The sequence below is a fragment of the Marivivens sp. ABH4_498 genome (genome assembly GCF_056160585.1).
In genome coordinates this window covers 382,262-403,139 of sequence record NZ_JBSWXL010000003.1, presented here as the reverse complement: position 1 = coordinate 403,139, position 20,878 = coordinate 382,262, and the positions used below count along the sequence as shown (strand labels likewise).

Sequence of the window (20,878 nt, the reverse complement as noted above, 5' to 3'; positions counted from 1 at the left end):
CAGCCTGCACAGATTGATACAGATGATACGTCAGGATACGACAATGGCTACTTTCGCAAACGCCGCTGAGTTCACAAACAAATCGTCGGTTTTCACCGCAGTCGCAAACGGCTTTGCAGCATTCAGCAAAGCGCTGCAGCGTTCGGCAATGCGTCGCGCGTTAAATGAACTGACCGACAGCGAACTGGAAACACTGGGCCTGACCCGCAACCAGATCGAAGCACGCGCAGCTGCGCTGATCTAAACCAGATCACATAGAATGAAACGGGCGGCCAATTTGGCCGCCTTTTCTTTTTCTAATCGACAAATTTTTCAGCCGCATCGGCAATGCCTTTTGTCCAATAGCCCGACGCCTTGATCCGTTTTTTAGGCCAATCATTGTCCAACAGATATGACCGCAAAGTTCGCGTCACTGACGATTCCGCCGCTATCCACACAAAACAATCTGCCGGCAAATTGACCGCTTTTACCGCATCCAGCATAGGCGCCGCATCCGCAGCCTGATCAACGGGACGAATAATATATTCAACGGTTTGGGTTGCCTGCGTTTCGAACACCTGCTGGTCAGCGGTATCAGGAACGGCAATAATTGCATGCACAGTGTCGCCGTCGGCCATTTCTTCGATCCGCCGCCCAATAGCAGGCAATGCCGTTTCATCCCCGATCAACAGCCAATTGCGCACGTTGCGAATAACCTGCGATCCACGTGGGCCACCAATGTTCAGCGTATCGCCAACCTGCGCCTTTAGCGCCCAATCGGTTGCAGGCCCTGCGTCGTGGACAGCAAAATCCAGAATCAATTCCCGTTTTTCAGTGTCATAGGCCCGCGGCGTATAATCCCGCATTTCGCGTTCGCCGCCTGCTGTTTCAAAGAACAATTTGACATGATCATCAGGCGAAGCGCTGACGAAATTACCCAAATCATCACTGGTCAACGTGAACCGCAACATATGCGGCGTCAGTTCAACACGGTCCACAACGGTCAAAGTCCGGCGGTGCAATTCATGGCGCTGCCGATCAATGTAAGGTTCATCAATTTCGATAGATGACATTGGAATTTCCTAACTGAACAACCGGCGGGTTTCGCGGTTGAACAACAATAACTTTCAGATGATTTAATATCTGAGTTATTCTGTCGGAAATTCAAGTACCAAAATCCAATATCCCCCCGCGCGCGCGTCGTTCATCCACGGCTTCAGAGGACAAAAGCTCACTCAACCCAATGAAGAGCAAAAAATGGAGCGGAAATCCGCCCCATTTCTATTTCGAATCAAACACTTGCAGGCATAGAAGCTAGAGAAGCAGGCATTTCCAAGCAGTTGCGCACGCTCTTAATTTTTCTTTGCACACGCTTCTCCTTTTTCTGGCTGCTCCTCTATGATTTGGCTAGATCAGCCGCATTTGCTGTAGCCGCACGATGGGCAGGAATTACAGCCTGATTCCATCTTCATGCCGTATTCACCGCAGGATGGGCATGGTTTGCCTTTGGGGCGTTCGCCGACTGCGATGGCTTCTGCTTGTGGGTCAGCCTTTAGGCCCATGCCTTCGCCTTCGATGAACCCGATGGCGACCATGTGCTGTTCCAGAACCCCGCCGATCGCAGCCAGAATGGATGGGACGTATTTGCCTTTCATCCATGCGCCGCCGCGTGGATCAAACACGGCTTTCAGTTCTTCGACAACGAACGACACGTCACCGCCGCGACGGAACACAGCCGAAATCATGCGGGTCAGCGCAACGGTCCAGGCGAAATGCTCCATGTTTTTGGAGTTGATGAACACCTCGAACGGACGGCGATGGCCTGCGATCACCACGTCATTGACGGTGATATACAGGGCGTGTTCGCTGTCTGGCCATTTCACCTTGTAGGTGTTGCCCTCTAGCGCCGCTGGGCGATCCAGAGGTTCGGACATGTAGATGACTTCGGCGTCGGTCGCGGTTTCTGGCGCTTCGGACGGTGTTTTTTCCGACGATTCCGAAACCGACAGAACCGAACCCGTCACATCATTCGGACGGTAGGTGGTGCAGCCCTTACAGCCGGTGTCGTATGCCTCCATGTACACCTCTTTGAAGGATTCAAAGTCGATGTCTTCGGGGCAGTTGATGGTTTTCGAAATCGAACTGTCGATCCATTTCTGCGCCGCTGCCTGCATGCGAACGTGGGCCAGTGGTTCCAGCGTTTGGGCGTTGACGAAATAGTCAGGCAATTCCGCATCCGCGCCGAATTTGTCGCGGTACATTTTTACAGCGTAATCAACGACTTCTTCTTCGGTGCGCGATCCGTCTTTTTGCAGAACCTTACGGGTGTAGGCATAGGCGAACACAGGTTCGATGCCCGACGATACGTTACCCGCATACAGCGAAATGGTGCCCGTTGGCGCGATCGACGTCAGCAGAGCGTTACGGATACCGTGTTCCGCAATCGCCGCGCGGACATCGTCGTCCATCTGCATCATGTTGCCTGCAGCCAGATATTTGTCTTTGTCGAACAGAGGGAACGCGCCTTTTTCTTTGGCCAGTTCCACCGACGCCAGATAGGACGCGCGGGCGATCTGTTTCATCCATGCTTCGGTCTGTGCGGCGGCTTCGGGTGTGCCGTATTTCAGGCCAACCATCAGCAGCGCGTCAGCCAAACCAGTGACACCCAGACCAATGCGGCGTTTTGCTTGCGCCTCTTGGGCTTGTGCTTCTAGCGGGAAACGGGACGCGTCGACAACGTTGTCCATCATGCGCACGGCGGTGGCGACCAGATCGTCCAGCGCTTCGACGTTCATGCGTGCGCCTTTGTCGAATGCGTTTTCGACCAGACGGGCAAGGTTGATCGACCCCAGCAAACACGCGCCATACGGCGGCAAAGGCTGTTCCCCACATGGGTTGGTCGCCGCGATGGTTTCGCAGTAGTTCAGGTTGTTCATGCCGTTGATACGGTCGATGAAAATCACGCCTGGTTCGGCGAAATCATAGGTCGACTGCATGATCTGGTTCCACAGATCGCGGGCCTGAACGGTTTTGTAAACTTTGTCGCCGAACACCAATTCCCATGGGCCGTCAGCTTTGACCGCTTCCATGAACGGATCGGTGACCAGAACGGACATATTGAACATGCGCAGGCGGGCAGGATCGGATTTCGCGGTGATGAACTGTTCGATATCTGGGTGGTCACAGCGCATGGTCGCCATCATCGCACCGCGGCGTGAACCTGCGGACATGATGGTGCGGCACATCGCGTCCCAAACATCCATGAACGACAGCGGGCCAGATGCGTCAGCAGCCACGCCTTTGACCAATGCGCCCTTTGGACGGATGGTCGAAAAATCATAGCCAATGCCGCCGCCCTGCTGCATGGTCAGGGCTGCCTCTTTCAGCATGTCGAAAATGCCGCCCATCGAATCCGGCACGGTGCCCATGACGAAACAGTTGAACAGGGTCACCGAACGCGCGGTCCCTGCCCCTGCGGTGATGCGGCCCGCTGGCAGATATTTGAAATCTTCCAAAGCGGAATAGAATTTATCTTCCCACTTTTTCGGATCTTTTTCGACAGCAGCCAGCGCGCGGGCAATACGGCGCCAAGAATCTTCGACGGTCCCGTCGATTGGTTTGCCGTCCGCATCTTTGAATCGGTACTTCATGTCCCAAATCTGTTCTGCGATAGGCACGGCGAAACGCGTCATGGATCGAATCCTCTGGCTGTATAGAGTATAGTTGGATGCGCATCTGGATATTGTGCCAGAAGCAAATCAGCAAGCTAAATGTAGTAGAAAATTCGCTTGCCCGTCCGAAAAAGCACACTACATAAGGACGCTGAAGAGAGGCCCACTATGACCAAATTCACCCACCTGATCAAGCTGTCGGTCGGCACCGAAGGGCTAAGTGACTTAGCTCGTTGGCAAAAATCTTTTTCGGCGCGGATGCCGGATGGGTTGCCCCGTCACGTGACCCGCATGTGGCCCAAAAAAGAGGCCGAGATTCTGAACGGCGGATCGATCTTTTGGGTGATCAAAGGCGTCATTACCGCTCGCCAAAAAATTATGCGACTGGACGAAGTCATAGGCGATGACGGCATTCGCCGCTGTGCCATCGTGTTGGACCCTGAACTGATCCGTGTGGAACCCACGCAGAAACGCGCATTTCAGGGATGGCGTTACCTAAAACCCGAAGATGCCCCCGCCGATCTGGGCGTCGCGAAAGAGGACGAAGACGAATTGCCCCCGTCCCTATCCGCGGCTTTGGCAGAAATCGGTGTTCGCTAGGCCCGTCACAGGCCCAGCATTTTTTCCAATTCCATTAGCGTATTGCGATTGTCGCCCGACCAGTCGGCCGCGCGCGATTTGAACAACGTCGCCTGCGACGAATGCACCAATGCGTCCGACAGGATTTTCAGGTTGTTCGCACGCAGCGTTTCGCCAGTGGATGTGATGTCGGCCACGGCCTCGGCGGTTTCGTTGCGCACGGTGCCTTCGGTCGCGCCTTGGCTATCGACCAATTGGTAATCAGCAACGCCGTGTTCGCGCAGGTAATCGCGCACCAGACGGTGGTATTTCGTGGCGATGCGCAAACGTAACCCGTGGTTTTTACGGAACTGCGCCGCGACCGCGTCCAAATCATCCAGCGTGTCGACATCGACCCAAGCGGTCGGCACCGCAATAATCAGGTCTGCACCGCCGAATCCCATCTGGGCCAATTCCATCACGCGGTTTTCCCAGCTAGGCACCTTTTCACGGACCAGATCGGACCCGGTGACGCCCAGATGAATGCGGCCAGCCGCCAATTCGCGTGGAATTTCACCCGCAGACAGCAGGACCAATTCGACGCCATCGATACCTTCAACGGCGCCCGAATATTCGCGTTCGCTGCCTGTCTTTTTCAGGGTCAGACCGCGTTCTTCGAACCAGTCAAAGGTTTTGTCCATCAACCGCCCTTTGGACGGGATACCCAATTTTACGGTCATGCCTGATCCTTTAGCGCGATGGTGATTTCGGGGCGGATCACGCCGCCAACTGCGGGAACAGCGCGGCCACCACCCAAGACGGACGTCAGCGCGTCATAGCGCCCGCCGGTCGCCACGGGGGGCAAATCGGGGCGTTTTGTTGAATAGAACCCGAACACGAAACCATCGTAATATTCCAACGTGGTACGGCCAAAGTTGCCTTCGTATTCCAGCGCATCCACATCAACACCCGCCGCCGACAGCGCGTCCAATCGTTCCGCAAAACGGGAAACAGCATCGGAAATCGACGGCATATCAACTGCGATGTCGCGTAGGTTCGACAACACATTCGGGCATGTTTCGCGCAGCGACAGCAGTTCGTCCAGCAAACGGATCTGTTCGGACGCAATCGGCGCCGCAGCGGCATCCGAACGCAATGCGGTGATGCGGGCTTCGACCTCGTCCAACGACCGCAGGCCGTGGGGTTCAACACCTGCCAGCGGATCAGCCTGCGCCAACAGCGCGGTGCGCGATGCGGGCGCAGGGGTTTTGCCGCCGAAACGGTCCAGCAGATTGCGGAAACGGCGCGGACGCCAAACGTGACGCAGCAATGCCGCCTTGCGGGCATCGGTCGTATCCAGACCGCGCACAGCGGCCATCAGAATACCCAGATCACCAGTCGCCGCGCGCACGGGCAGACCCGACAACGCATCTGCGATTGTGGTGAATACCTCTGCATCGGCGGTAGACGGCGATTTGCCATCGAACACTTCGTACCCGACTTGCAGGTATTCGTTGGGGCGACGATCGTCGTCTTCTTGCATGCGGAATACCTTGCCCGAATAGGTGTATCGGGCAGGTTCTGCGTTGGTTTCCATGTGCCATTGCACAACAGGCACGGTGAAATCAGGCCGCAGCATCATTTCGCCGCGCAGACCATCGTGGGTCACATAGGCGCGGCCACGGATGTCTTCGCCGTATAGATCCAACAGGGTTTCCGCAGGCTGAAGGATATCGGTTTCCACCAGTTGCGCGCCCTTTGCCTCGAACAGCGCACGAATGCGCAAGGCTTCGGCGTTGGTTTGCACTAGACCTGTCATTGTTTCTGGCTTTCCAGAATTTCACGCACCTTTGCGACCAGTTCACCGCGCGGCACTTCGTACTGGCTGGGGCGTTCTTTCCATTCGTCCAGCGTCGCGTTCTGCGCGATCTGAGCGCCAAGGATCAGGTCCTTGATCTGGATAACGCCATTTTCCTTTTCGCTGCCACCTTCGATGATTGCGATCGGGCTGTTGCGTTTGTCTGCGTATTTCAGCTGGTTACCAAAGTTTTTCGGGTTGCCAAGATACACCTCCGAACGGATGCCCGCGTTGCGCAGTTCCGCCACCATCGCCTGATAATCAGCCATACGGTCGCGGTCCATCACGGTCACAACAACAGGGCCAGTTTCGACCGATGACATACGACCCTTGGCGCGCAGTGCCGCCAATAGTCGGTCAACGCCAATAGATACGCCCGTTGCGGGGACCTCTTGGCCGGTGAAACGTTTCACCAGATCGTCGTAACGACCACCGCCCGAAACCGAACCAAATTGGCGCGGACGGCCCTTTTCATCCAGAATTTCGAACGTCAGCTCTGCTTCGAACACGGGGCCGGTATAATAGCCCAGACCGCGCACGACCGATGGGTCGATCAGAATGCGGTCGCCGCCATAGCCTTGAGCGTCCAGCAGTTCGGCGATGGTTTCCAATTCGTTCACGCCGTCCTGACCGGTTTTGCTGGCGCCAACCAATTCGCGCAAACGCGCAGCCGTTGCCGCACCAGATTCGCGGCGGGCGTTCATGAACCCCATGACGATATCAGCCTGTTCGTCCGACAGGCCCGCGCCTTTGGTAAAGTCGCCGCTTTCGTCCATACGGCCCGCGCCGATCAGCAAGCGCACGCCCTCTTCGCCGAATTTGTCGAACTTATCGATGGCGCGTAGAACGATGCCGCGTTCGGATGCCATTGCGTCTGGATCGTTCGGATCCAACACGCCCGCGACCTCCATCACGCCATTCAGAACCTTGCGGTTGTTGACGCGCACAATGTAATCGCCGCGCGGAATGCCGACGGTTTCCAATGTGTCCGACAGCATCGCGCAGATTTCCGCATCCGCCGCAACGGTGGGCGATCCAACGGTATCCGCATCGCATTGATAAAATTGACGGAAACGGCCCGGGCCAGGTTTTTCGTTACGCCAAACCGGTCCCATCGCATAGCGGCGATACGGCGACGGCAGGTCGTTGCGGTACTGCGCCGCGACGCGCGCCAGCGGTGCGGTCAGGTCGTAACGCAGGGCGACCCAGTCTTTTTCATCCTCTTGCCATGCGAACACACCTTCGTTCGGGCGATCCACATCCGGCAGGAATTTACCCAAGGCTTCGACCGTTTCCACAGCCGATGTTTCCAGCGCCTCGAACCCGTATCGATGATACACTTCGGCGATCTGAGACAACATATGCGAACGCTCTGTTACCTCTGCACCGAAATAATCACGAAAGCCTTTGGGCGTGACTGCCTTTGGGCGGGGTTGTTTTTTAACCTTGGCCATCTGGTTCCTCGGGATTTGAATTCGCCCCCGCGTTTATAGCGGACAGGCCCCAAGGGCAACGGATAGGTTGAATATGTCGCGCTGGTATGACGAAACGGGACATGCTATCGCCAATTTATGACTGAGCACACCGCACTAGAAGAAAAAATCGCCCACCTCACCCGCACGGTAGAGGAACTATCGGACGTCGTCGCATCCCAAGGCAAAGAAATCGACGTATTAACTCGCCGCGTCGCCATGTTGCTGCAACGCGAAGCCGAACGCGAATTGGATATGGGTGACGGCATTCCGCTGGCGGATCAACGTCCCCCACATTGGTAAAACGATAGGCCCCTGCGGATTAACCGCGCGGGCAGGTATTGATACCGAAAATCGAATACAAAGGGCAGGTTTTCATCAGGCCCGTCGCCAGTGGCACGATACCGATCAGGTATAGCACACGATACTGCGCGTCCGCGTTCATGAAAAAACCAGCCAACAGTGCTAGTCCCACGACAATGCGTAGAACGCGGTCGATACTACCTACATTTTTGGAAAACATTTCGAGCTCCGAAATTACATTAGAATAATGCAATGTAATACCGAGCTGCATCAAAATCCAGCGATTCAACTGCGACAGAAACGCAGGGTCAGTGGTTGTGCACATCCACAGCAGACACAACGCCGTCTGATAGCAAAACGTTTATCCAATGCGAGTTGGTGCCGAAACGTTCATATAGCGTCAAAAACGTCGTGCGGTTCGCCAGCGCATCCAGTTGCGCGCCACACGGATCACCGTGCCCGGCACGGCAAAACCGTGCCTTGATCACTTCGTAGGCTTTGTCGGTTTCTGTGTAATCGTCGTTTGCAGTCGCGCTTTGATAGCGGACAAACTCATGTGTCCCCACATCGGCAAACAGTGCCATCGCGGCGGTAAACTGGCGCGCGCAGCCATCTGCAAAACCCGTCAGGTAATGGGTACGCGGCGATGCAGGATCACCGCCAGCATCGTATAGCGTATAGCCAGACTTTGTTTCGACCTTTTGGCCCAGATCGCGCGTCGACAACCCGCAAACAGCCGCCACATCACCATAGGTCAGAAACGCGCCTTGTTCGACCAATTCAACATTTCGGTCCGCAGTGGCGGCGCGGTTGCCGCGGAAAATCGACGACAAACCACGGCGAATGGCGCCCGAGTCCGGTGCATTCGTTTCGATCAGCGTGGCTTCGGTTTGTTGGTCTGGCAAATCAACGTCGTTCACGGTCGGAACGGGTTTCAACGACAGACATCCCGACAGACCAAACGCGGCTAGCATGACGCAAAAACGTGCTGAGAAACGAGTATTATTCATACAGACGGCATAGTCGCCCGCCATTTCGTCGTCCAGCCTAAAGACAGGCTGTGGGCGGCGATGCGCCTATGCTTCGACCACGTCCATAACCCCGTCCAAAGACCGCAGCGCGCCTTTGATTTCAGGGTTGATGGGGAAATCTTCGTTCAGTTCGACGTCAATTTCGCTAAGGTCGTCTCCATCGTTCAAAATCGTCAACGTCACCGGCCCGCGCGCGCCGCGCAGCTTTTGTTTGCGGGCATCCTCTAGCACGGCGGAAATATAGGTGATCGCTTGGGGTTCGTTGATATAGACCTGCAGCGCGGCTTCGTTCACGTCAGCGACGACCGTATCAATCGGCGAAATGGACCGCGCCAGCAATTTCAGCTGATCGGATTCCATCGTGGCTTCGACATTTAGAACAACGCGGTTGCCCGTTTCCAGATGATCGCGGCAGGCCTCTAACGTGTCGGAAAAAATCGTGACCTCATAGGCGCCCGTAGGGTCCGACAATTGGGCGAATGCAAAACGATTACCACGTGCCGATTTGCGTTCCTGACGGCCCGCAACATGGCCCGCCATTCGCATCACACCGGGGCTGTTGGCGGCTTTGGCGGTGACTTCGTCCAGTGTCAGGATTTTCTGGCGTTTCAGCGCGGTCATGTAATCGTCCAGCGGGTGACCAGACAGATAGAAACCGATCGCTTTGTATTCTTCGGTCAGGCGCTGCGCGGGCAGCCAATCGGGGGTGTTGACCAAACGCGGTTCGGGCAGGTCATCGCCCGCTTCGCCGAACAGAGACACCTGATTGGAATTTTTCTGTTCGTGGATCGCAGCCGAATACCCGACCAAGGATTCAAGGCTTTCGAACACGCGTTTGCGGTTGCTATCCAGCTGATCAAACGCACCCGCACGGGCCAGCATTTCCAGCGGACGTTTACCCACCCGTTTCAGATCCACGCGGCGGGCGAAATCGAATAGGGTCGCGAACGGTTTATCCCCGCGCCCTTCGACCACCAAATTCATCGCGTCCGCGCCCACGTTTTTCAACGCGCCCAGCGCATAGACCAGTTTCTGATCGACCACGTCGAACGTCGCCAGCGATCGGTTAACGCAAGGCGGGATATATTCGATGCCCAGACCTTTTTTGACCTCTTGGAAATAGACGGTCAGTTTTTCGGTCAGGTGGATATCGCAGTTCATGACGCCAGCCATGAATTCCACAGGGTGGTTCGCCTTGAGCCACGCCGTCTGATACGACACCACCGCATAGGCCGCCGCGTGCGATTTGTTGAAACCGTAGTTCGCGAATTTTTCCAAGAGGTCGAACACTTCGGACGCTTTTTTCTTGTCCACGCCGTTCTTGGCGGCGCCCTCTTCGAATTTGGGGCGTTCGGCGTCCATCGCCTCTTTGATCTTTTTACCCATCGCGCGGCGCAAAAGGTCAGCGCCACCCAGACTATAGCCCGCCATGACCTGCGCGATCTGCATCACCTGTTCCTGATACACAATGATGCCTTGGGTTTCGGCCAGAATATGGTCGATAGTCGGGTGGACGGATTCCAATTCTTTGCGGCCGTGTTTTACGTCGCAATAAACGGGGATGTTTTCCATCGGACCCGGACGGTACAGCGCAACCAGCGCAACGACGTCTTCAATACAGGTTGGTTTCATGCGCTTTAGCGCGTCCATCATACCTGTGGATTCCACCTGAAACACAGCGACCGTTTTCGCAGCGGAATAAAGTTTATAGGTCGCTTCGTCGTCCAACGGGATCGCGTTGATTTCGTTTTCCGCACCATGGGCAGGTTCATACAGCTGCGTGCCATCGGCGGCGACGTGCAGCGGGCGACCCGATTTGAAAATCAGGTTCATCGCCGACTGAATAACCGTCAGCGTTTTCAGACCCAGAAAGTCGAATTTCACAAGCCCCGCCTGTTCGACCCATTTCATGTTGAACTGGGTTGCGGGCATGTCCGAACGGGGATCCTGATACAGCGGGACCAATTCATCGGTCGGACGGTCGGCAATAACCACACCCGCCGCGTGGGTGGATGCGTTACGCAACAGGCCTTCGATTTTTTGGCCGTAGGTCAGCAGGCGATCCACGGTTTCATCGTTGCGCGCCTCTTCGCGTAGGCGGTCCTCTTGGATCAGGGCCTGTTCGATGGAAACGGGTTTGACGCCTTCGACGGGGATCATTTTTGACAGGCGATCCACCTGACCGAACGGCAGTTGCAACACGCGGCCTACGTCGCGCACGGCGGCCTTGGACAATAGCGCACCGAACGTGATGATCTGCGCCACACGGTCACGGCCGTATTTTTCCTGAACGTATTGGATCACCTCTTCGCGGCGATCCATGCAAAAGTCGATGTCGAAGTCAGGCATCGACACACGTTCGGGGTTTAGGAAACGTTCGAACAGCAACGAATAGCGCAGCGGATCAAGGTCGGTAATCGTCAGCGCATAGGCCACCAGACTGCCCGCACCCGAACCACGGCCCGGCCCCACTGGGATACCGTTATCTTTGCCCCACTGGATAAAGTCCGCAACGATCAAGAAATAGCCGGGGAACCCCATGCCTTCGATGATGTCTAATTCGAAATCCAGTCGTTCCTGATATTCTTCGGGCGTGACGGCATGCGGGATCACGGCCAGACGTTTTTGCAAACCATCATTGGCCTGACGGCGCAGTTCTGCGACCTCGTCATCAGCAAATTTAGGCAGGATCGGCGCGCGTTTGTATGCCTTGAACGCACAACGTTTCGCGATCTCAACAGTGTTTTCGATCGCCTCGGGCAGATCGGCGAACAGCGTGATCATTTCCTCGGCCGATTTGAAATAATGCTGAGGCGTCAGGCGGCGGCGCGGTTCGTTTTGGTCAACATAGGCGCCTTCGGCGATACAGATCAGCGCGTCGTGGGCTTCGTAAATGTCGGATTTATAGAAATAGACATCGTTGGTCGCGACCAGCGGAATATCCATGCCGTAGGCCATTTCAATGAACCCGCGTTCGGACAGGCGTTCGGCCTCTGGTGCGCCATCTTCGCCTGGGTGACGCTGGAGTTCGACGTACAAACGATCGGCAAATATCGACTTGAACGCCTGCATCAATTCTTCGGCTTTGCCGCGTTGCCCCATGCGCAGCAACCGACCCACGGGGCCATCAGGGCCGCCCGACAGACAAATCAGGCCTTCGTTATGGCGGCGCAGATCATCCAATTCGACCTGAGGCAGCCGCCCACCCGCGTCCACATACAGAACGCTGTTCAGCTTCATCAGGTTTTCGTAGCCGCGTTCGTTCTGGGCCAGCAGGACGATTGGCGCGGGGTCTTCGGGACGTTTGCCCGGTTCGGGTGCAATGAAACACATATCCACCTGACAGCCGATAATCGGCTGAATGCCAGCGCCCGACATATATTCGGAAAATTCCAGCGCACAGAACATGTTGTTCGTGTCTGTCACGGCAACGGCGGGCATGTTCAGGTGTTCGACCATACCGGCCAGTTTTTTCACCTTCACCGCCCCCTCTAGCAGGGAATATTCGGTGTGGGTGCGCAGATGGATAAAACGTGCAGAGTCGGTCATGCGCCAAAGCTATCCAATCCCGCCGCCTAGGGGAACAGGGACCGAACATTCATCCCCAACTTTGTCGTGATGCATATTTTTTCGGCATATGGCGCGTGAACGTGCGGGAAATTCGGGTTCAGGTCTTGCTTTGCGCGGTCAGTCAGGATTTGATCAACGGGACAAATTGGGTTGCCAGCGTCTACGCCGCATCGACGAACAGGCATACTCACGACGGATTTTGGTAAGGCGGCGGGTTTCACCGATGAATATTACGTTTCTTCTGAACGGAGAGACTGTCACAATGTCAGCGCCGCCAACGTTGACTTTGCTGGATTGGCTACGACAGGAAAAACACCTGACGGGCACCAAAGAAGGCTGCAACGAAGGCGACTGCGGCGCATGTACCGTCGTCGTACAGGACACCACCGGCGTTCGGGCGTTGAACGCGTGTATCCTGTTCATGCCTCAGATCGACGGAATGGCCATCCGCACCGTCGAAGGTTTCGGCGGCGACCATCCCGCACAAACAGCCATGGTCGAACACCACGGATCGCAATGCGGGTTCTGCACCCCCGGTATTGTTGCATCCATGGTGGCAGGTCACGCCAATGGCCGCACGGATCACGACACCGTTCTGGCGGGCAATCTGTGCCGCTGCACGGGCTATGCCCCGATCATCCGCGCGGCCAATGCGATGACAGGCGCACCCAAACCCGACTGGTTGGATACCGACCGCGAATGGGCATTGGGCGCGGCCCCTGCCCCGACGACCGTTGATGAACTGGCGCTGATCCTGATGGACACCCCTGATGCCACACTGATCGCAGGCGCGACCGATGTGGGGCTGTGGGTCACCAAACAACTGCGCGACCTGAAAACGCCCGTGTTCCTGAATAAATGCGAGGAACTGAAACAGATCACCGTCGGCGACGATACGATCCATATCGGCGCGGGCGTCACCATGTCCGACCTGCACCCCGTTATGGCCGAACACCTGCCCAGCTATGGCGAATTGATCCGCCGTTATGCATCCGTTCAGGTGCGCAACGCGGCGACCATCGGCGGCAATGTGGCGAATGGATCGCCCATCGGCGATAATCCACCCGCGTTGATTGCATTGGGCGCAACGCTGCACCTGCGCCGCGGAAACGTGCGCCGCGAATTGCCGATCGAAGACTTCTTTATCGACTACGGCAAACAGGACCGCCGCCCGGGTGAATTCGTGACAGGCATCACGATCCCGAAATCCGCGACGGATCTACAGTGCTACAAACTGTCCAAACGGTTTGATCAGGATATTTCAGCCGTTTGCGGATGTTTCAATATCACAGTGACGGATGGCACCGTGACCGCCGCGCGCATCGCGTTCGGCGGTATGGCTGGCACCCCGAAATTGGCGAAAACCGTGATGAAATCGCTGATCGGGCAACCGTGGACGCAATCGACCATCGATGCCGCCTGCGCCAAATTCGGTGACGATTTCACGCCTCTGTCCGACATGCGTGCATCTGCCCAATACCGACTGGACTCTGCCGCGAACATGCTGCGCCGCTACTACGCCCAAACCCAAGGCGTTCCCACCAACCTGTTGGAGCTGCGCCTATGACCGTCACCAAACCATTGCCCCACGACAGCGGGTCCATGCATGTGTCGGGCGCAGCGCGTTACGTCGATGACATCCCCATGCCGCCCACAACGCTGCACCTGTGTTTCGGCCAATCCCCTGTGGCCCATGGCGTCATCAAATCGCTGGACCTATCGGCGGTTCGCGCCGCGACAGGCGTTGTTGCCGTCCTGACCGCCGATAATCTGCCCCACGCCAATGACGTCAGCCCGTCGATCCATGACGAACCGCTGCTGTCCACCGGCACGGTCCACTACATCGGACAACCCGTATTTCTGGTCGTCGCCGATAGCCACCTGAACGCACGCAAGGCCGCACGGCTGGCGAAATTCGACATAACGGAACGGACTCCGATCCTGTCCTATGACGATGCCATCGCCGCGAAATCCTATTTCGAAGGCGGCCCGCGCACGTGGGAAAAAGGCAAAGCCAAACCCGCCATCAAATCCGCGCGTCATACCCTGTCGGGGCGCATTGAAATGGGCGGTCAGGAACATTTCTACCTAGAGGGCCAAGCCGCCGCCGCTCTGCCCCAAGAAAACGGTGATATGCTGGTCCATAGTTCGACCCAGCACCCCACCGAAATCCAACACAAAGTCGCCGAAGCCTTGGGCCTGCCCATGCACGGCGTCCGCGTGGAATGTCGCCGTATGGGCGGCGGTTTTGGCGGCAAAGAAAGCCAAGGCAACGCATTAGCCGTCGCCTGCGCCGTTGCCGCCGCGCAAACGGGCCGTCCGTGCAAAATGCGCTATGACCGTGATGACGATATGACGATCACGGGCAAACGCCATGATTTCCGCATCGATTATCAGGTCGGATTCGATGATCAGGGGCGCATTCAGGGCATCATTTTCGATCAATATACACGCGGCGGATGGGCGCAGGATTTGACCGCCGCCGTGGCTGACCGAGCGATGATGCATGCCGATAACGCCTATCTGCTGCCCAATGCGAAAATCACGTCGCATCGCCTGAAAACCAACATGCAATCGGCCACCGCCTATCGCGGGTTCGGCGGGCCTCAGGGGGTTGTGGGGATCGAACGTGTGATCGACCACATCGCCCATCATCTGGGCCGCGATCCTATCGATGTGCGCCGCGCCAATTACTATGCCGAAATGGGCTCTACCCCCGCGCAGCCCAACACGACCCCCTATAACATGGAGGTCAAAGATTTCATCCTGAACCAGATGACGGATCAGTTGATGGAAACATCCGATTACGCGGCCCGCCGCGCGGCAATTGCGGAATGGAACGCTAAGTCTCCGATCCTGAAACGCGGGATTGCGTTCAGCCCTGTGAAATTCGGCATTTCGTTCACGCTGACCCACCTGAATCAGGCGGGCGCATTGGTCCACCTATATGCCGACGGGTCCATCATGCTGAACCACGGCGGCACGGAAATGGGCCAAGGCCTGTTTCAAAAGGTCGCCCAAGTCGCCGCCCACCGTTTCGGCGTGACCACAGACCGCGTGAAAATCACCGCGACCGACACGGCCAAGGTGCCCAATACATCCGCCACCGCCGCATCATCAGGGTCTGACCTGAACGGCATGGCCGTGCTGGACGCCTGCAACAAAATCCGCGCCCGCATGGCCGATCATTTGGGCGGGGGTGCACCCGTGACGTTCGAAAACGGGCGCGTCAAATGGGCCGATCAGGACATCAGTTTCGCCGATGCCGCCCAGCGCTGTTATGCCAACCGCATCAGCCTGTCCGCGACGGGGTTCTACAAAACGCCCGACCTGTCATGGGATCGCGATGCTGGCACGGGCCGCCCGTTTTTCTATTTTGCCCATGGCTGCGCCGTGACCGAGGTCGTGATCGACACTCTGACAGGTGAAAACCGCATCCTGCGCGCCGATGTGCTGCATGACGCGGGCGCGTCCCTGAACCCTGCCATCGACAAAGGCCAAGTCGAAGGCGGCTATGTTCAGGGTGCAGGATGGCTGACCACCGAAGAACTGGTTTGGAACGATGCGGGCGTTTTGAAAACGCACGCGCCCAGCACCTATAAAATCCCCGCCTGTTCGGATCGCCCGCAGGTATTCAACGTCGATCTGATGAACACCGAAAACCCCGAGGCAACGATCTACCGATCCAAAGCCGTGGGTGAACCACCCTTTATGCTGGGGATTTCGGCCCTGCTGGCGCTGTCGGATGCCGTGGCTGCATGTGGGACCGCCTATCCCGACCTGAACGCGCCAGCCACGCCCGAACGCATCCTGAATGCCATCCAAAAGGTGCGCGATGGCGATTGATCTGGACACATTGACCAAAGCCACCGAACGCGGCCCCGTCGCCCGCGTGGTTATCACGCGTGTCGCCGGATCAACCCCGCGCGAGGCTGGCACCGAAATGTATGTCTGGGCTGACAAAACCGAAGGCACCATAGGCGGCGGACGTCTGGAATTTGACGCAATCGCCCGCGCTCGTGATTTGTTGGTGCATGGCGCCATTGCCGAACATGTCTATCCTTTGGGGCCGCGACTGGGCCAATGCTGCGGCGGGTCCGTCACCACAGTGACCGAAGTTTTCACTGCAACCGCTTTGCCCACGCTGCCCTATGTCCGATCGGCCACCCACCGCGGCCCCGTACCGCCACAGATCGCGCAAAAGGCCGATCGGTTATGCCCAACGGAACGACCCGTTCTTATGGATGGTTGGCTGATCGAAACCGCGCCGCCTACCGCGCGCAATTTATGGGTTTGGGGTGCGGGCCATGTCGGGCGCGCGTTGGTTTCCACCCTTGCCCCACTGCCTGATTTCAAAATCCACTGGGTCGATATTTCCGCGGATCGTTTTCCGGATCACATCCCAGACGGCGCGATGCAGATCATCGCAGCCGATCCCGCACGCATGGTTCAAAACTGCCCGCGCGAGGCCGAACACATTATCCTGACCCATGACCACGATATTGATTTTGCGCTGTGCCATGGCCTGTTGCACCATGGGTTTGGCGCGGCGGGGCTGATTGGGTCAGCCACCAAATGGGCGCGGTTCACCAGCCGTTTGATGCAACTGGGCCATGACAGACAATCGATCCACCGCATCGCTTGCCCAATCGGAGACCCAAGCCTAGGCAAACATCCTCAGGCTATTGCGTTAGGCGTGGGGGCCGCGCTACTGGCGCAAAATGTGATAACAACGACACCAAAGACGGGGACAGCGTGACGTTATTAAACCTAACAGGACTGACCAAAGCCTATCCGGGCGTTGTCGCGAATGACGACATCAGCTTTGCCGTGGGCAAAGGGGAAATTCATGCCCTATTGGGGGAAAATGGCGCGGGCAAATCGACGCTGGTGAAAACGATCTACGGATTGGTCAAACCCGACGCAGGCACCATGACGCTGAACGATGCGCCTTTCATCCCGCAAAACCCGCGCGAGGCCCGATCCGCAGGTATCGCCATGGTGTTCCAACATTTTTCGCTGTTTGACGCGCTGACGGTTGCTGAAAACATCGCGCTGGGCATGGAAACCCCGCCATCGCCCCGCGACCTAAGCGCTCAGATTACCAAAGTCTCCAACGACTACGGCCTGCCTTTGTCCCCCGAAAGCATCGTGGGCGATCTATCCGCAGGCGAACGCCAACGCGTCGAAATTATCCGCTGTTTGCTGCAAAACCCCAAACTGCTGATCATGGACGAACCGACCAGCGTTCTAACCCCCGGCGAGGTTGAAACCCTGTTCGGCACATTGCGCAAACTGGCGGATGAAGGCACCTCGATCCTGTATATCTCGCACAAATTGGATGAAATCCGCGCGCTGTGCCATCACGCCACGATCCTGCGTTTGGGCAAAGTCGTCGGCACCTGCAATCCGCGCGAAACGACCAGCAGCGCGATGGCCGAAATGATGGTCGGCTTTGCGTTATCGACCCCGAAAAAGGCATCGGATAGCACGGGCGAAACCGTGTTGGAACTGCGCGGCTTGTCGGCCCCTGCCCCGCATCGGTTTGGCACCGCTTTGCGCGATATTTCGATGTCTGTCAGCGCGGGCCAAGTGTACGGCATCGGCGGCGTCGCGGGTAACGGGCAAGACGAATTGGTTGCCGCGCTGTCAGGCGAAACCATGACCAAATCCGACATGGTGTGCCTGTCAGGCCAACCTATCGGCACCCTGCCCCCCAACGCCCGCCGCGCTGCTGGTCTGTGTGCCGCACCCGAAGAACGCAACGGCCACGCCGCGGCCCCCGATATGTCCCTGACCGAAAACGCATTGATGACGGGCAACACCCGCATGGGCCTGTCGAAAAACGGGTTCCTGAACTGGCACAAAGCCCGCGATTTCGCATCCCAGATCATCGAAAAATTCGACGTCCGCACCCCCAGCACCGAAACCGCCGCTCGTGCGCTATCAGGCGGGAACCTGCAAAAATTCGTTGTGGGCCGTGAAATCATGCAAAACCCCAAAGTGCTGATCGTAAACCAACCCACATGGGGCGTGGATGCAGCGGCGGCGGCGTCTATCAGGCAGGCTTTGTTAGATTTGGCGGATCAAGGGTCCGCCGTTGTCGTCATATCGCAGGATTTGGACGAAATTCTGGAAATCGCCGACAGCTTTGCCGCCCTAAACGAAGGCCGCCTGTCTGCCCCCGTCCCGACCCAAGGCCTGACCATGGAAAAAATCGGCCTAATGCTGGGCGGCGCTACAGAACCGGAGGCGGCACATGCTTAAATTAGAAAAACGCCCCCAGCCGTCGAAATTCTGGACCTATGCCGCGCCTTTGCTGGCTGTGGTCATCACCATCGTTCTGGGCATGGGGTTATTCGCGTTTTTGGGCAACGATCCGATCCTGTCGATCAAAACGATTTTCTGGGATCCTGTGTTCGGCGAATTTGCCTACATGGACCGCCCCGAGGTCATCAAAAAAGCCGCCCCCCTGATCCTGATCGCCATCGGTTTGTCGTTCGGTTTCCGCGCGGGCATTTGGAACATCGGCGCCGAAGGCCAATACATCATCGGCGCGATCTGCGGCGCGGGCGTCGCGCTGGCCTTTTACCCGACCGAAGCCCGCTGGCTGATTTTCCCGCTGATGATCATCGCGGGCCTGTTGGGCGGTTTGTTATGGGCGCTGATCCCCGCGATCTTGCGCATCTATTTCAAAACCAACGAAATCCTTGTGTCGCTGATGCTGGTCTACGTGGCCGAGGTGCTGATCAAAGCGTTCTCAATCGGTCTATTGCGCAACCCCGACGGGTTCGGCATGCCCGGATCGCGGAACCTGCGCCAATACGCATCCGCGGCAAATAACGAAGTCATCGCAGGCACAGGCATGCACTGGGGTGCGATCACCGCCGTCTTTGCCGTGATCGTCGCCTACATCCTATTCACGCGCCACCAATTCGGGTTCAACGTCCGCCTAGCAGGGCAAAGCCCCCGCGCCGCAGGATTTGCAGGCGTCAACGCGAACCGTCTGGTCATGCGCTGCCTGCTGCTGTCGGGCGCGTTAGCGGGCGTCGCTGGCATGTTCGAAGTCGCAGGCCCCGCAGGCCAGATCATGGGATCTTTCCCGTCGTTTTATGGCTTTACGGCAATCATCGTGGCGTTCCTTGGGCGGTTGCACCCCATCGGTATCCTGCTGGCGGGTCTGTTGATGGCGCTGACCTACATCGGCGGCGAAACGGCAGAACTGACGCTGAACCTGCCATCAGCGGCGATCCTGACGTTTCAGGGGATGCTACTGTTTTCGCTATTGGCGGTGGACGTATTGACCAACTATCGCTTTAAATTCGCAGGGGCAGAGGTACGCTAATGGACATCAATCCAATCCTGATCCTTGCCGCGCTGATGGTTGCGTCGACTCCGATCCTGCTGGCTGCAATCGGCGAATTGGTCGTTGAACGCGCGGGTGTTTTGAATTTGGGCGTCGAAGGCATGATGATCGTCGGCGCGGTCTGCGGTTTTATCGCGGGCCACAACAGCGGCAGCATGTTTATGGGGTTCACGGGGGCCGCGCTGGCAGGTGCCGCGGTGTCGCTGATTTTCGCGATCCTGACCCAATACTTGCTAACCAATCAGGTCGCCACGGGGCTGGGCCTGACCATGTTCGGTTTGGGCCTGTCGTCGCTGATCGGCCAATCCGCTGTCGGCACCACCGACCTAAGCCTGCCGAAACTGCCCATCCCGCTGCTGTCCGATATCCCCTTCATCGGCCCAATCCTGTTTCAACATGATGCGATCGTGTACCTTAGCATCGGGATCGTCGCGGGCGTCTGGTATTTCCTATCGCGCACCCGCGCGGGCCTGATCCTGCGGGCGGTGGGCGAAAACCATAACGCCGCCCATGCGTTGGGATATCACGTCCGTCTGGTTCGCGTTGCTGCGATTTTGTTCGGCGGGGCCTGTGCGGGTCTGGCGGGCGCCTATATCAGCCTTGTCCGCGTGCCGCAGTGGATCGACGGCATCACGGCGGGCGCAGGATGGATCGCGCTGGCCATCGTTGTTTTTGCCAGCTGGAAACCATGGCGCCTGATCGCCGGGGCCTATCTATTCGGCGGCGTGACCGTTCTGCAATTGAACCTGCAGGCGGATGGAACGCTGGCGCTGCTGGACCTGATCATCATCGTGGTCGCGGCCCTAACCATTGGCTACATCATCTACCGCGCTATCAAAACGACCCGTTTCGATGCGCGAACCAATATCGTGCCGCTGTCCATTGTGGGCATCGCGGCGCTTTACGCTTTGCTCAGATTGCTTGGCATGGAAACCATTCCTGTCGAATATCTGTCCATGCTACCCTACCTTGCGACCATCGCGGTTCTGGTGGGTCTACGATCGGGCGGCGCGGCTGCGTCGCTTGGCAAAACCTTTCATCCGTCGTCGTGACGGGTGGATCAACAAAAC

At 57.3% G+C, this 20,878-nt stretch carries 17 protein-coding genes; 9 read left to right on the top strand and 8 right to left on the bottom strand.

Translation table 11 applies throughout. The annotated features are described in order from the left end of the window. Window positions 1-43: 43 nt before the first annotated feature. On the top strand, window positions 44-244 hold the full coding sequence (locus tag ACXAGA_RS09345; RefSeq protein ID WP_475117209.1) for a DUF1127 domain-containing protein: 201 nt from the start codon (window positions 44-46) through the stop codon (window positions 242-244). A 52-nt stretch (window positions 245-296) separates the two neighbouring features. Here ACXAGA_RS09345 and ACXAGA_RS09340 read toward each other — a convergent pair whose 3' ends face one another. After that, window positions 297-1,052, bottom strand: a complete 756-nt coding sequence (locus ACXAGA_RS09340) for a siderophore-interacting protein (protein WP_475117208.1) — start codon at window positions 1,050-1,052, stop codon at window positions 297-299. Window positions 1,053-1,391: 339 nt separating this feature from the next. After that, window positions 1,392-3,671: an adenosylcobalamin-dependent ribonucleoside-diphosphate reductase gene (locus tag ACXAGA_RS09335; RefSeq protein WP_475117207.1), complete on the bottom strand. Its 2,280-nt coding sequence runs from the start codon at window positions 3,669-3,671 to the stop codon at window positions 1,392-1,394. Between the two features lie 147 nt (window positions 3,672-3,818). Between ACXAGA_RS09335 and ACXAGA_RS09330 the strand changes: the two genes are divergently transcribed. Further along, a complete protein-coding gene (locus ACXAGA_RS09330; RefSeq protein ID WP_475117206.1) occupies window positions 3,819-4,250 on the top strand; it encodes a DUF1489 family protein in 432 nt (143 codons plus the stop codon). A gap of 5 nt (window positions 4,251-4,255) precedes the next feature. Here ACXAGA_RS09330 and hisG read toward each other — a convergent pair whose 3' ends face one another. The 3 genes from hisG to hisS are packed head-to-tail and all read right to left on the bottom strand — an operon-like array spanning window position 4,256 to window position 7,520. After that, entirely contained in the window at window positions 4,256-4,948 is a 693-nt protein-coding gene (gene hisG / locus ACXAGA_RS09325; protein WP_475117205.1) for an ATP phosphoribosyltransferase, read from the bottom strand. Then, the gene (locus ACXAGA_RS09320; protein WP_475117204.1) at window positions 4,945-6,027 is read right to left on the bottom strand and encodes an ATP phosphoribosyltransferase regulatory subunit; all 1,083 of its coding nucleotides are present in this window, start codon (window positions 6,025-6,027) and stop codon (window positions 4,945-4,947) included. The genes hisG and ACXAGA_RS09320 overlap by 4 nt, the downstream gene beginning before the upstream one ends. Next, entirely contained in the window at window positions 6,024-7,520 is a 1,497-nt protein-coding gene (hisS, locus tag ACXAGA_RS09315) for a histidine--tRNA ligase (RefSeq protein WP_475117203.1), read from the bottom strand. The genes ACXAGA_RS09320 and hisS overlap by 4 nt, the downstream gene beginning before the upstream one ends. A gap of 117 nt (window positions 7,521-7,637) precedes the next feature. Between hisS and ACXAGA_RS09310 the strand changes: the two genes are divergently transcribed. Then, the gene (locus ACXAGA_RS09310; protein ID WP_475117202.1) at window positions 7,638-7,841 is read left to right on the top strand and encodes a SlyX family protein; all 204 of its coding nucleotides are present in this window, start codon (window positions 7,638-7,640) and stop codon (window positions 7,839-7,841) included. Between the two features lie 19 nt (window positions 7,842-7,860). On the opposite strand, the gene ACXAGA_RS09305 is transcribed toward ACXAGA_RS09310, so the two are convergent. The 3 genes from ACXAGA_RS09305 to dnaE all read right to left on the bottom strand — a co-directional run bounded on the left by ACXAGA_RS09305 (window position 7,861) and on the right by dnaE (window position 12,421). Then, window positions 7,861-8,061, bottom strand: a complete 201-nt coding sequence (locus tag ACXAGA_RS09305) for a YgaP family membrane protein (RefSeq protein WP_475117201.1) — start codon at window positions 8,059-8,061, stop codon at window positions 7,861-7,863. 88 nt (window positions 8,062-8,149) lie between these two features. Then, on the bottom strand, window positions 8,150-8,851 hold the full coding sequence (locus tag ACXAGA_RS09300; protein ID WP_475117200.1) for a hypothetical protein: 702 nt from the start codon (window positions 8,849-8,851) through the stop codon (window positions 8,150-8,152). Between the two features lie 66 nt (window positions 8,852-8,917). After that, window positions 8,918-12,421, bottom strand: a complete 3,504-nt coding sequence (gene dnaE / locus ACXAGA_RS09295; RefSeq protein ID WP_475117199.1) for a DNA polymerase III subunit alpha — start codon at window positions 12,419-12,421, stop codon at window positions 8,918-8,920. 244 nt (window positions 12,422-12,665) lie between these two features. On the opposite strand from dnaE, the gene ACXAGA_RS09290 reads away from it, so the two are divergent. The 6 genes from ACXAGA_RS09290 to ACXAGA_RS09265 are packed head-to-tail and all read left to right on the top strand — an operon-like array spanning window position 12,666 to window position 20,860. Next, complete coding sequence (locus tag ACXAGA_RS09290) at window positions 12,666-14,009, top strand: xanthine dehydrogenase small subunit (RefSeq protein ID WP_475117198.1); 1,344 nt, start codon at window positions 12,666-12,668, stop codon at window positions 14,007-14,009. Then, window positions 14,006-16,288, top strand: coding sequence for a xanthine dehydrogenase molybdopterin binding subunit (gene xdhB / locus ACXAGA_RS09285; RefSeq protein ID WP_475117197.1), 2,283 nt, complete (start codon window positions 14,006-14,008; stop codon window positions 16,286-16,288). Before ACXAGA_RS09290 ends, xdhB begins: the two co-directional genes overlap by 4 nt. Then, entirely contained in the window at window positions 16,278-17,201 is a 924-nt protein-coding gene (gene xdhC / locus ACXAGA_RS09280) for a xanthine dehydrogenase accessory protein XdhC (protein WP_475117196.1), read from the top strand. The genes xdhB and xdhC overlap by 11 nt, the downstream gene beginning before the upstream one ends. Then, a complete protein-coding gene (locus tag ACXAGA_RS09275) occupies window positions 17,198-18,709 on the top strand; it encodes an ABC transporter ATP-binding protein (RefSeq protein WP_475117195.1) in 1,512 nt (503 codons plus the stop codon). Before xdhC ends, ACXAGA_RS09275 begins: the two co-directional genes overlap by 4 nt. Then, complete coding sequence (locus ACXAGA_RS09270) at window positions 18,702-19,787, top strand: ABC transporter permease (RefSeq protein WP_475117194.1); 1,086 nt, start codon at window positions 18,702-18,704, stop codon at window positions 19,785-19,787. The genes ACXAGA_RS09275 and ACXAGA_RS09270 overlap by 8 nt, the downstream gene beginning before the upstream one ends. After that, a complete protein-coding gene (locus tag ACXAGA_RS09265) occupies window positions 19,787-20,860 on the top strand; it encodes an ABC transporter permease (protein WP_475117193.1) in 1,074 nt (357 codons plus the stop codon). Before ACXAGA_RS09270 ends, ACXAGA_RS09265 begins: the two co-directional genes overlap by 1 nt. Window positions 20,861-20,878 lie beyond the last annotated feature (18 nt).